Below are 12,374 nucleotides of genomic sequence, written 5' to 3'. Positions count from 1 at the left end.
GACGGCATGCTCAGGAGAAAGGAATCGGCGTGGCGATCGCCGGCTGCGGGAGATTCCATATCGGGTCGTATTCGATTTTTGCCAGATACAGGCCGTCCGGCATGAAGGTCGGCGCCGCCTGCCTGCGGTCGCGTCCGGCCAGCAATTCGGCGATCCAGGATTCCGGTCGGTTGCCAGTGCCGACATACACCAGCGAGCCAACGATGTTGCGCACCATGTGATGCAGAAAAGCGTTCGCGGTCAGCGACACCCGGAGCAGATCGCCGCTGCGCGTGATGCGTATCGCTTCCATCGTGCGCACCGGTGACAGAGCCTGGCATTCGGCGGCACGGAAGGCGGAGAAATCATGGTCGCCGATCAGGTGCTGCGCGGCGCGGTGCATCGCCTCTGTATCCAGCTGCCGGAACACCCAGCCGGCGCGGCCGCGCAACAGCGGCGAACGCACCGGGTTGTTGTACAGGTAGTAATGGTAAGTGCGCGCCACTGCCGAGAAGCGGGCATGGAAACCGTCTTCGGCAGCCGTACCGACCGGATGCGCCCAACTGATCGCAATCGATGGCGGCAGGTAGGTATTGACGCCGCGCACCCAGGACTGCATCGGCCGCTCCAGATCGGTATCGAAATGCGCAACCTGTTCAAGCGCATGCACGCCGGCATCGGTGCGGCCGGCGCAGTGGACGAGGATGTCGCGCTGGCCGAATTCACGCAACGCCGCCTGCAGGCGGTCCTGCACCGTATTGCCGTGCGGCTGCGTCTGCCAGCCCTGCCAGGAGGCGCCGTCATATTGAATGCCGATCGCGATGCGTTTCAAACCGTTTGCCTTTGTCCTGATAAAAAAGAAAACGGGCGACAGCCGCCGCCCGTTCAAGAATGCGCTGTCCGGCTCAGGTCAGCTTTTCCAGCATGGCCTTGGCCTTCTCGCTCTGGTCGGCAGTACCGCCCTTGATGACTTCCTCCAGCAATTCACGGGCACCTTCGCGGTCACCGATCTCCTGATAGGCGGAAGCCAGATCGAGCTTGGTCGCCATTTCAGCGGCGTTCGGGTAGCTGGAACCCAGTTCCGGCACATCGTCGAGCGAGGCGCCGTTGGCGGTGGCCGGATCCAGGTCCAGACTGATGTCGGACAGATCGAAATCGCCCGGGCCGAGGCCTTCCGGCTGCGGCGCGGCGGGCGGCGGTGGGTTCGCATCGAGCGACGGGAAATCGGCGTCAGCTTCGTCTTCGGCTTTCGGCTGCTCCTGCGACCCGGTTTCGTTCTCGGTTCCCTTTGACTCGCCGAGATCAAAGTCCATCAGGTTCTCGTCAGCCTCGGCAGCCACCGACTCGGGCACCTCGGGCGGCGTCTTGCCAAAGCTGCTGAGGTCGAAATCGAAGTCGAGCAGGTTTTCGCCATCCTGTTCAGATTTTTCGGACGCTTGCTGAGCTTGGTCTTCCTCGGCGTGATGCGCTGGCACATCGTTCGCAGCATCGGTCGTCGGCGCATCGGCAGCGTCGTTCACCGGCGTTTCAGGGACTTCAGGCAATTCAGAGGATGGAGGCAACGCAAGGTCTGTCGGGTCGGACGTCTCCTGTGCCGGCGGCGGCTCCAGGGCTTCCGGCTCGATCGGGCCCTGCGTCGTATTCAACAGCGCATCCAGGTTGAATTCATCGTCTTCCGGCTTCTTTGCTTCCGTGGCCGCTGCAGCCAGCGCCGCTCCTGCAATCGCGGCGCCTGCCAGGCCACTTGCCGCGGCCTCGTCTTGCGCCGGCCTGCCGGACGCATACAAGGGGTTGGTCGGATCGAGCCCGGCGCCGAGCGTGGCCGCCTGCTGCCAGTCCTCGCCCTGCCCGTTCGTCATCGCATGCAGCTCGGTGGCGATGCTTTCGAAGGCGCGCAGATCCTTGCGGTTCGCATAGATCTCGAGCAGCTTGACACGCACCGCGGTGCGGTCCGGCTGGTTGCGCAGCGCTTCCTTCAGGATTTCTTCGGCCTGCGCATCACGGCCGTAAGCGATGTAGACATCGGCTTCCGCCACCGGATCGACTTCATTCGTATCAAGCTGACTGGCGGACGGAGAGAAATGCGAATTGAACACGCTGTTGCTGGTGTCAACGCTCTGTGCGCCCGGGGCGCCGAACAGCGAATTCGCCTTGAGCGTGGAATTCTGACGCTCCTGCTTGGCTTCGGCAGCAGCCAGCGCCAACTTTTTCTTTTTCGCCGCGCGCGACCGGCTTATACCGAGACCGGCCAACAGCGCGAGAATCAGCGCGCCGCCGCCAAGAGCGGTTGGATTGCCGGCGAGGCTGTCCATCACACTCGGCTCGGGCGCGGGTGTTGGCGTCGGTGCTGGCTTGGCGACCGGCTTGGGTTTCACTTCGGCAGGCGCGGGCTTCTCGGCAGGAGCCGGCTTCTCCGCGGACGCAGCCGGGGCCGCTTCGCTGGAGGCTGGCGGCGTTGGCGTTGCCGCGGGAGCAGCGGAGGCTGCGGCGCCGGCGGCTGCGGCAGTGTTTGCCGAAGTTGCGGCCGGGGCCGCCGGAGCAGGAGATGCGGAGGACGCCGTTGATGCGGCCGGAGCAGCCGATGCAGCGGCACCCGCTGCGTTGTTTTGCCGGGCCGCCAGGTCACGGTTGCGAATTTCAAGCAGCTTTTGCAACTCGTTGACGGTTTTTTCAAGTTCGGCAACGCGGGAATTCGCTTCCGCGAGTGCCTTGTCCTTGGCAATGCGGTCCTCGGTTTCGGCCGCGGACGGTGCGGCGCCGGAACGGGTCACCTGCAGGCGGTCGCGTGCTTCGCCATTCGGATTCTGTTGCTCTTCCACGCGCGCGCCGATGCGGCCGGAAGCCAGCTGACCGTTTTCGCCGCCCTTGGCGCCAGCGTCGGCGGCGACCTGGCCCGCGAGGCGGTTGCGATAGGCATTGAAATCGGCCGATTGCGCCACGACGATGCGACGCGCTTCGGCATTGTCGACACCGCGGGCAGATTCGGACGAAGGCACGCTCAGGATCTGGCCGCTGCGCAGCCGGTTCATGTTGTTGCCGAGGAAGGCGTCCGGATTGGCGCGCTGCATCGCCACCAGCATTTGGTCCAGCGACACGCCTTCGCGACGGAACTGCCCGGCAATGGTGGCCAGGGTATCGCCGCGCTTGACGGTGTAGCTGTCGCCGCCCTGCCCGGCCGGCGCTGAAGCAGCCTGGGCCGGAGCCGGAGCCGGCGACGAGGCCGAACGGTTTTGCCGCTGCGCCCCGTTCTGGGCCGGCGTCGTGGCCGACGGCGCAGGCGTCGATTCCGCGGACTGGATACGGCGGCTGCCGACCGGATCGAGCAGCACGACATACTCGCGCACCAGGCGGCTGTCGCGGCTGCTGACTTCAATCAGCAGATCGACGAAAGGCTCATTGATTGCCTGGCTGGAGGTGACCTTAACGACGGCGCGACTGCCGCGCTGATCGATGGAGAACCGCAGGTTTTGCAGCGCCGGGTTGTATTCGATATTGGCTTGCCGAAATGCTTCCGGAGACGCGAGCTTCACTGCCAGTGAACCTGCCTCGTCGCGGCTGATCGATGTCAGCTCGATTTCGGCCTGCAGCGGCTGTCCGAGCGCGGAAAGAACATTGAGTTGACCCAGTCCGACGGCATGCGCCTGTGTCAGGATCGCGGCGGATACCGCGGCGGCGCCGAGGACTTTCCAGGCGGGGGAACGCGGATTCTTATGGGCTTTCACGGTCTTTTTCATCGGCATGGTTGGCGTTCCGACGCGCTTTTCGGAAGGCATGAACGCGCGGTTCACATTTGGACAGAGAATTTCACCTTAACATCACGAAGCTGACGCTCGCAAGCAAGAGCGGCGGGCCCGGATGTGACAAGCCCGCCAAGCTTCCGATAGACGGGAAATCATGGCGGGCTGACGTTGCATCAGTGCAACGTAATCTACGACCTGAGTTGCTGCGTGTCAAGCATCGAGCACGATGCGCAGCATGCGGCGCAGCGGTTCGGCGGCGCCCCACAACAACTGGTCGCCGACGGTGAATGCCGATAGATACTCGCCACCCATCTGCATCTTGCGCAGGCGGCCGACCGGGATCGTCAGGCTGCCGGTGACCGCGGCCGGCGTCAAATCCTTCATCGATGCTTCACGGGTGTTCGGCACGACCTTGGCCCATTGGTTGTTGCTGGCCAGGATGTCGTTGATTTCGTCCAGCGGCACATCCTTCCTCAGCTTGATGGTCAGCGCCTGGGAATGGCAGCGCATGGCGCCGATGCGCACGCACAGGCCGTCCACCGCGATCGCCGGCTTGGCGCTCACGCCAAAGCCTTCACCGCGACCGAGAATCTTGTTGGTCTCGGCGCCGCCCTTCCACTCTTCGCGCGATTGGCCATTGCCGAGGTCCTTGTCGATCCAGGGAATCAGGTTGCCGGCCAGTGGCACGCCGAACTGCTTCGTTTCCTCTTCGCTGAAGCTGTGCTGCTTGGCCAGCACCTTGCGGTCGATTTCGAGGATGGCCGACGCCGGATCGTCGAGCAGCGACTTGACTTCCGCGTTGATCGAACCGAACTGGGTCAGCAGCTCGCGCATGTGCTGCGCGCCGCCGCCGGATGCGGCCTGGTAGGTCATCGAGGTCAGCCAGTCCACCAGGTCGTGCTGGAACAGCCCGCCCAGGCCCATCAGCATGCAGGACACGGTGCAGTTGCCGCCGATGTAATTCTTCACGCCGCGCGACAGCGCATTCTTGATCACGTCCAGGTTGACCGGATCGAGCACGATGATGGCGTCATCCTTCATGCGCAGCGTCGAGGCCGCGTCGATCCAGTAGCCGTTCCAGCCGGCCGCGCGCAGCTTCGGAAAGATCTCGCTGGTGTAATCGCCGCCCTGGCAGGTCAGGATGATGTCGCAGCGCTTCAGTGCCTCAATGTCGTTCGCATCTTTCAGCGTGCTCTCATTCTTGGCCATCGCCGGGGCCTTGCCGCCCGCGTTCGAGGTCGAGAAAAACACCGGTTCGATCTCGGCGAAATCGCCTTCCTGCTGCATGCGCTGCATCAGCACCGAACCCACCATGCCACGCCAGCCTACCAATCCCACGAGTTTCATTTTGTTTTCCCAGTTCAACTAAACAAGCCGACTTCTCAGGAAGCCAGCGCGCGCACCACCGCGTCGCCCATCTCCGTGGTGCCTACGCGCTGCGTGCCTTCTTCATGAATGTCAGGAGTGCGCAGGCCGGAAGCGAGCACTTTCTTGACGGCGTTTTCGATACGGTCGGCCTGTTCGGCGCGATTCAGCGAGTAGCGCAGCATCATCGCGGCCGACAAAATGGTGGCCAGCGGATTGGCCACGCCCTTGCCGGCGATGTCTGGCGCCGAGCCGTGCGACGGCTCATACAGCCCTTTGTTGTTCGCATCCAGCGAGGCCGACGGCAGCATGCCGATCGAGCCGGTCAGCATCGCGGCGGCGTCAGACAGGATGTCGCCGAACATGTTGCCTGTGACGATGACGTCGAACTTCTTCGGCGCGCGCACCAGCTGCATCGCCGCGTTGTCGACGTACATATGCTCGAGCGCGACGTCCTGGTATTCCTTGTGCACGTCGGTGACGATGTCCTTCCAGAACTGGAAGGTTTCCAGCACATTGGCCTTGTCGACGCTGGTCAGGCGCTTGCCGCGCTTGCGCGCGGTCTGGAAGGCGACATGCGCGATGCGGCGGATTTCCGGCTCGGAATAGCGCATCGTGTCGAAGCCTTCGCGCGCGCCCTGGAACGGGCCGTCCGGTGCGGCGCGCACGCCGCGCGGCTGGCCGAAGTAAATATCGCCGGTGAGTTCACGGATGATCAGGATGTCCAGGCCGGACACGACTTCCGGCTTCAGCGTCGAGGCGCCGGCCAGTTCCGGATACAGGATCGCCGGACGCAGATTCGCAAACAGCTGCAGGTTCTTGCGCAGGCCGAGAATCGCCTGCTCCGGGCGCAGCGGCCGATCGAGCGTGTCGTATTTCCAGTCGCCGACCGCGCCGAACAGCACCGCATCGGCTTCCTTGGCCAGTTTCAGCGTGCCTTCCGGCAGCGGATGACCGTGCGCTTCATAGCCCGCGCCGCCAACCGGCGCGCTTTCCATCTCGAATTTTTCATCCAGTGCGTTGAGCACCTTGATCGCCTGGTCGACGATCTCCGGGCCGATGCCGTCGCCCGGCAGGATTGCGATTTTCATTCTTGTCTTTCGGTTTCGGTCAGATGGTATTGGCCAGCCAGGGCTGCTCGCGCAGATGGCGTTCTTCAAAAGCGCGGATCGCGTCGGATTTCTGCAGCGTCAGGCCGATATCGTCCAGACCGTTCAGCAGGCAGTACTTGCGGAAGGCATCGACTTCGAACGGATAGGCTTCGCTGCCGTTCGGCGTGGTCACGACCTGGCGCTCCAGGTCCACGACCAGGCGGAAGCCTGGAAACGCTTTGACTTCGTCAAACAGACGGTCGATCTGCGCTTCGGTCAGCACGATGGGCAGCAGGCCGTTCTTGAAGCAGTTGTTGAAGAAGATGTCGGCGAAGCTAGGCGCGATGATGGCGCGGAAACCGTACTGCTGCAGTGCCCAGGGCGCATGCTCACGGGAGGAACCGCAGCCGAAGTTCTTGCGCGCCAGAAGGATGGTCGCGCCATGGTAGCGCGGCTCGTTCAGCACGAAGTTCGGGTTCAGCGGACGGTTCGAATTGTCCATACCCGGTTCGCCATGGTCGAGATAGCGCCATTCGTCGAACAGGTTCGGGCCGAAGCCGCTACGCTTGATCGACTTCAGGAATTGCTTCGGGATGATCGCATCGGTGTCGACATTGGCCCGGTCCAGCGGAGCGACGACGCCGTCGAGCAGGGTAAATTTATCCATGGTTTCAGCTTCCGAATCAGAGGGCACGCACGTCGACGAAATGGCCGGCAATGCCCGCGGCAGCCGCCATTGCCGGGCTGACCAGATGGGTACGTCCGCCAGCGCCCTGCCGGCCCTCGAAGTTGCGGTTCGAGGTCGATGCGCAGCGCTCGCCCGGCTCCAGCCGGTCGGCATTCATCGCCAGGCACATCGAGCAGCCCGGCTCGCGCCATTCGAAACCGGCATCGCGGAAGATACGGTCCAGGCCTTCGCGTTCGGCCTGCTCCTTCACCAGGCCAGAACCCGGCACCACCATCGCCACCTTCACATTCGAAGCGCGCTGCTTGCCGCGCACGACCGCTGCGGCGGCGCGCAGGTCCTCGATACGGGAATTGGTGCAGGAGCCGATGAAGACCTTGTCGATGCGGATGTCCTGCATCGCGGTGTTCGGCTCCAGGCCCATGTAGGCCAGCGCCTTTTCCATCGCATCGCGGCGCACCGGATCCTTTTCCTTGTCCGGATCCGGAATGCGGGCGTCGACCGGCACCACCATCTCCGGCGACGTGCCCCAGGTCACCTGCGGCTTGATCTCGGCGGCATTGAGCGTGACGACCAGGTCGAACTTCGCGCCCGGATCCGAATGCAACGTGCGCCAGTATTCGACGGCACGGTCCCAGTGCGGACCGACCGGCGCGAACGGGCGGCCCTTCACATAGTTGATGGTCACATCGTCGACGCCGATCATGCCGGCGCGTGCGCCGGCTTCGATGGCCATGTTGCAGATGGTCATGCGGCCTTCCATCGACAGGCCGCGGATGGTCGAGCCGGCGAATTCGATCGCATAGCCGGTGCCGCCCGCGGTGCCGATCTTGCCGATCACGGCGAGCACGATATCCTTCGCGGTCACGCCGGCCGGCAACGCGCCGTCGACCTGCACCAGCATCGCCTTCGATTTCTTCTGCAGCAGCGTCTGCGTGGCCAGCACATGCTCAACCTCGGAAGTGCCGATGCCGTGCGCCAGGCAGCCGAAGGCGCCGTGGGTCGAGGTATGCGAGTCGCCGCAGACCACGGTCATGCCCGGCAGCGTCGCGCCCTGCTCGGGGCCGATCACGTGGACGATGCCCTGGCGCTTGTCGCGCATGCTGAAATAGGTGAGGTTGAAGGTCTTGGCGTTCTCGTCCAGGGTTTCCACCTGGAGCCGGGAAATCGGGTCGTCGATGCCATTGGCGCGGTTCGCGGTCGGCACATTGTGGTCCGCCACCATCAGGTTGGCGGAACGGCGCCAGGGATCGCGACCGGCCAGTTTCAGACCCTCGAACGCCTGCGGGCTGGTGACTTCATGCAGCAGGTGGCGATCGATGTAGAGGAGCGTGGTGCCGTCGTCGCTGGTGTCAACGACGTGGGCATCCCAGAGTTTGTCGTAGAGGGTCTTTGCCATGATCCGGTAGGGGCGCGCGCAGCGCGGAGGGGTTCAACGAAAAGAAGCCGTAGATTATGCCATAGACCGCAGCGGTTCGATTTCCGGACTTCCGCCGCTTTCAACGCCGCTGCCGCGCCGCCTCGTATTGCGGCATCACCCGTTGGCTGTAGGCCGACAAGTCCTGCATCCGATCGCCGGCGCTCGGGTGGGTGGAAAGAAAGGCAATCGGCTCGCCGCCGCCGACGTTCGCCATCTTCTGCCACAGGCTGATTGCCGCGCGCGGATCGTAGCCGGCGCGCGCCGCAAGTTCGACGCCGATGCGGTCGGCCTCGGTTTCCTGCGAGCGTGAATTCGGCAGTCCGCGCAGGCCCTGATAGGCGTACTCCATGCCCTTCTGGCCGGCATCGCCGGCGCCGACGACCGCGGCAAGAATGGAAATGCCCATGCCCGCGACCGCCTGCTCGGACGCGCGCTCGCGCGCATGCTCGCGCAGCGCATGCGCGATCTCGTGGCCGAGCACCGCGGCAAGCTCGTCATCCGTGGGCTGGATCTTGTCGAGCAGGCCGGTATAGACCGCGATCTTGCCGCCCGGCATGCACCAGGCGTTGACCTCCTGCGCGCTCAGGACATTGACCTCCCAATTCCAGCCGCGGGCATCGGGGCGGAACACCGCAGTCTGTGGAATGAGTCGTTCGGAAATGCTGCGTATGCGCGCCAGCTGCGCCGGATTGCGGTTCAGCTCGCCCTTCTGCCGCGCCTGCTGAATCAGCTGCGCATATTCGGTATTGGCCGCCTGCACCATCTCCTGCGAGGAAATCAGCATGCGCTGGGGACGGTTCAGGCCGATGGCGCCGCCCTGCGTGGTGTTGACGGTTTCGCAGGCGAACAGCGCCGGCAGCAGCATGGCGAGGAAGGCGGCGCGCAGGCCGCGCCGGAACGGGATGGAACGCATCGTGAGCTCGTGGAATGAACGGGCCCACAGCATAGCTTCAGCGCGATTTGCGTCGCAAGCTCTCGGCTCAGCCTTGCGCCGCGCGCGCGGGAATCTGCGGCGTATCGACATGCACGTCGCCGCATTGCGCCCGGTGGCGCAGCGCATGGTCCATCAGCACCAGCGCCAGCATCGCCTCGGCGATCGGCGTGGCACGGATGCCGACGCAGGGATCGTGGCGGCCGAAGGTTTCCACGGTGGCCGGATTGCCGGCACGGTCGATGGACTGGCGCGGCGTGCGTATGCTCGACGTCGGCTTGATGGCGATCGATACCGTGATGTCCTGCCCGGTGGAGATGCCGCCGAGCACGCCGCCGGCATTGTTGCTGGAGAAGCCCTGCGGCGTGAGTTCGTCGCCATGCTCGGTGCCCTTTTGCGCCACCGAGCGGAAACCGGCGCCGATCTCCACGCCCTTGACCGCATTGATGCCCATCATTGCGTAGGCGATGTCGGCGTCGAGCTTGTCGTACAGCGGCTCGCCCAATCCGACCGGCACATTGCGGGCCACCACGTCGATGCGCGCGCCGCAGGAATCGCCGGCCTTGCGCAGCCCGTCCATGTAGGCTTCCAGTTCGGGAATGATGTCCGGATTGGCAGCGAAGAACGGATTGTTCGGCACATGCTCCCAGCCGACGAAGGGAATCGCGATCTCGCCGAGCTGGCTCATGCAACCGATGAATTCGGTGCCGTACTTTTCCTTCAGCCATTTCTTCGCGATCGCCGCGGCGCCGACGACCGGCGCGGTCAGCCGCGCGGAAGAGCGTCCGCCGCCGCGCGGATCGCGGATGCCGTATTTCTGCCAATAGGTGTAATCGGCATGGCCGGGGCGGAAGGTGTCGAGGATATTGCCGTAATCGTGGCTGCGCTGGTCCTGGTTCCTGATCATCAGCGCGATCGGCGTGCCGGTGGTCTTGCCTTCATAGACGCCGGACAGGATTTCCACCGTGTCCGGCTCCTTGCGCTGGGTCACATGGCGCGAGGTGCCCGGCTTTCTGCGATCGAGCTCGGGCTGGATATCGGCCTCGGACAGGCTCAAGCCCGGCGGGCAGCCATCGATCACGCAGCCGATCGCGGGGCCATGCGATTCGCCGAAGGTGGTGACGGTGAAGAGAGTGCCGAAGGTATTGCCAGCCATGATGTCGGAGGAAGGAGAGTGCGCGAAAGGCGGACATTCTACCAGCGCGCTCCGCCTTGTTTATTTCCAGTCGCCGCGCAGGCGTAGCACCATCTGGCGCAGCAGCTCGGGCGTTGCCTGTGCCGGCGACAAGGGTTCGCCGACCGCCAGCGCCAGCCGCGACCATGGTCCGCGGCGGAAAGCGCGTTCAAACGGATTCCCCGGACTGCGGCTCCACAGGCTGCCCCACAGGCCGCGCAGCGCCATCGGTATCACCGGCACCGGTGTACGTACGAGGATTTTCTGCACGCCGCTACGGAAAACATCAACCTCGCCATCACGCGTGAGCTTGCCCTCCGGGAAAATGCAGACAAGCTCTTCGGCCGCCAGCGCTTGCGCGATGCGTTCATACGCCCGTTCCATCAGCTGTGGATCTTCCTTCGCCGGCGCAATCGGAATCGCGCCGCCCGCGCGAAACAGCCAGGACACGACCGGCGTCTTGAAGATGCGATGGTCCATCACGAAACGGATCGGTCGCGGACTTGCCGCCATGATCACCAGCGCATCGACATAGGACACATGATTGCAGACCAGCACCGCCGCGCCCTCTTCCGGTATGCGCTCGGCATCGATGGCCTCTACCCGGTGCACCGTGTGGATCAGCATCCATGCGACAAAGCGCAGCAGGAATTCCGGCACCAGCAGGAAGATGTAGACCGTGACCGCGGCATTCATCAGCGCGGTCACCAGGAACAGCTGCGGAATCGTCAGACCCGCGCCGAGCAGCAGCATCGCCACCAGTGCCGCGGCGACCATGAACAGCGCGTTCAGGATGTTCATCCCGGCGATGGTGCGCGACAGATGGGCCGGATCGCTGCGCGTCTGGATCAGCGCAAACAGCGGCACGATGTAGAAGCCGCCAAACATGCCGATCATCACGCAGTCGAACAGAATGCGCAGGCTGCCATGCCGCGCGAGAAAACCCGACACGCCGACCTCGCCCGCATCGACATAGCCGAGGCTGGCCAGGAACAGGTCGATGCCGAACACGGTGAGGCCGATCGAACCAAATGGCACCAGGCCGATCTCGATCTTGCGCCCGGACATGCGCTCGCACAGCAGCGAGCCGGCGCCGATGCCGAGCGAGAACACGGTCAGGAGCAGCACGAATACGCCATGGTCTCCGTGCAGCACCCGCTTCGCATACAGCGGGAACTGCGCCAGCAGCAGCGCGCCATAGAACCAGAACCAGGAATTGCCGAGCACGGACAGGAACACGGTGCGGTTGCGCCGCACCTCCGAGATGTTGCGCAGGGTCTCGGTCAGCGGATTCCAGTCGATCCTGAGCAGCGGCGCAGGCGCCGGCGTGATCGGCACGCCGCGGCTGCAGAGCCAGCCAAGCACGGCGATGGCGATGGTGCCGCCAGCTACCAGCTGTACGCCCCAGGGTTCATGCAGCACCAGCATCGCGCCCAGCACCTCGCCGAGCAGGATGCCGACAAAGGTGCCCATCTCGATGACGCCATTGCCGCCGACCAGTTCCTCGGGCCGCAACTGCTGTGGCAGATACGCATACTTCACCGGCCCGAAGATCGTCGAGTGCAGGCCCATGCCGACCACGGCCGCAACCAGCAGCCACAACTGATGGCTCATCCAGCCGAACGCCGCCACCACCATGATCGCGATTTCCAGCAGCTTCACTGCGCGGGTAAGGCCTGCTTTTTCGAACTTGTCGGCCAATTGCCCGGCGGTGGCCGAGAACAGCAGGAAGGGCAGGATGAACAGGCCGGGGATCAGGTTGTTGAGCAGACTGGGGTCGGCCGAGGTCCAGCGCGCGGCGTCAAAGGTGAGGATGGTCAGCAGCGCGGTCTTGAAGACATTGTCATTGAAGGCGCCGAGGAACTGCGTCCAGAAGAATGGCGCGAAGCGGCGCTGACGCAGCAGGGCAAACTGGCTGGTGTGTTTTTTCATGTCGATATGGATAGCGCCCTGCCCCGCGCTTGCGGGACAGGGCGCCATAAGACAACT

General features: G+C 64.2%; 9 protein-coding genes. All 9 read right to left on the bottom strand.

The window, feature by feature from the left end:
* Positions 1 to 10 precede the first annotated feature (10 nt).
* The gene (gene truA / locus JJB74_RS05595) at positions 11 to 811 is read right to left on the bottom strand and encodes a tRNA pseudouridine(38-40) synthase TruA (protein WP_200590856.1); all 801 of its coding nucleotides are present in this window, start codon (positions 809 to 811) and stop codon (positions 11 to 13) included.
* 73 nt (positions 812 to 884) lie between these two features.
* The gene (locus tag JJB74_RS05590) at positions 885 to 3,701 is read right to left on the bottom strand and encodes a FimV/HubP family polar landmark protein (protein ID WP_325170094.1); all 2,817 of its coding nucleotides are present in this window, start codon (positions 3,699 to 3,701) and stop codon (positions 885 to 887) included.
* A gap of 228 nt (positions 3,702 to 3,929) precedes the next feature.
* The gene (asd, locus tag JJB74_RS05585) at positions 3,930 to 5,066 is read right to left on the bottom strand and encodes an aspartate-semialdehyde dehydrogenase (RefSeq protein WP_200590854.1); all 1,137 of its coding nucleotides are present in this window, start codon (positions 5,064 to 5,066) and stop codon (positions 3,930 to 3,932) included.
* A 35-nt stretch (positions 5,067 to 5,101) separates the two neighbouring features.
* On the bottom strand, positions 5,102 to 6,175 hold the full coding sequence (leuB, locus tag JJB74_RS05580; RefSeq protein WP_200590853.1) for a 3-isopropylmalate dehydrogenase: 1,074 nt from the start codon (positions 6,173 to 6,175) through the stop codon (positions 5,102 to 5,104).
* A 19-nt stretch (positions 6,176 to 6,194) separates the two neighbouring features.
* A complete protein-coding gene (leuD, locus tag JJB74_RS05575) occupies positions 6,195 to 6,842 on the bottom strand; it encodes a 3-isopropylmalate dehydratase small subunit (RefSeq protein ID WP_200590852.1) in 648 nt (215 codons plus the stop codon).
* A 16-nt stretch (positions 6,843 to 6,858) separates the two neighbouring features.
* Positions 6,859 to 8,259, bottom strand: coding sequence for a 3-isopropylmalate dehydratase large subunit (leuC, locus tag JJB74_RS05570; RefSeq protein ID WP_200590851.1), 1,401 nt, complete (start codon positions 8,257 to 8,259; stop codon positions 6,859 to 6,861).
* Positions 8,260 to 8,359: 100 nt separating this feature from the next.
* A complete protein-coding gene (locus JJB74_RS05565; protein ID WP_200590850.1) occupies positions 8,360 to 9,193 on the bottom strand; it encodes a M48 family metallopeptidase in 834 nt (277 codons plus the stop codon).
* 67 nt (positions 9,194 to 9,260) lie between these two features.
* Positions 9,261 to 10,367 (bottom strand): chorismate synthase, encoded by a 1,107-nt coding sequence (gene aroC / locus JJB74_RS05560; RefSeq protein ID WP_200590849.1) that lies wholly within the window; start codon positions 10,365 to 10,367, stop codon positions 9,261 to 9,263.
* A 60-nt stretch (positions 10,368 to 10,427) separates the two neighbouring features.
* Complete coding sequence (locus JJB74_RS05555) at positions 10,428 to 12,317, bottom strand: MFS transporter (protein WP_200590848.1); 1,890 nt, start codon at positions 12,315 to 12,317, stop codon at positions 10,428 to 10,430.
* Positions 12,318 to 12,374: the final 57 nt, after the last annotated feature.

It is taken from the genome of Noviherbaspirillum pedocola (assembly GCF_016632335.1).
In the GTDB taxonomy this organism is placed as follows: Bacteria; Pseudomonadota; Gammaproteobacteria; order Burkholderiales; family Burkholderiaceae_D; genus Noviherbaspirillum_A; species Noviherbaspirillum_A pedocola.
Note: the sequence above shows the minus strand (reverse complement) of the source record. Positions and strands in the feature narration are given on the sequence as shown.

Bases quoted from the DNA above. Each gene is read 5' to 3' on its own strand.
- asd (WP_200590854.1), bottom strand. From the start codon at position 5,066: ATGAAACTCGTGGGATTGGTAGGCTGGCGTGGCATGGTGGGTTCGGTG.
- JJB74_RS05555 (WP_200590848.1), bottom strand. From the start codon at position 12,317: ATGAAAAAACACACCAGCCAGTTTGCCCTGCTGCGTCAGCGCCGCTTC.
- leuB (WP_200590853.1), bottom strand. From the start codon at position 6,175: ATGAAAATCGCAATCCTGCCGGGCGACGGCATCGGCCCGGAGATCGTC.
- leuC (WP_200590851.1), bottom strand. From the start codon at position 8,259: ATGGCAAAGACCCTCTACGACAAACTCTGGGATGCCCACGTCGTTGAC.
- JJB74_RS05565 (WP_200590850.1), bottom strand. From the start codon at position 9,193: ATGCGTTCCATCCCGTTCCGGCGCGGCCTGCGCGCCGCCTTCCTCGCC.
- leuD (WP_200590852.1), bottom strand. From the start codon at position 6,842: ATGGATAAATTTACCCTGCTCGACGGCGTCGTCGCTCCGCTGGACCGG.
- aroC (WP_200590849.1), bottom strand. From the start codon at position 10,367: ATGGCTGGCAATACCTTCGGCACTCTCTTCACCGTCACCACCTTCGGC.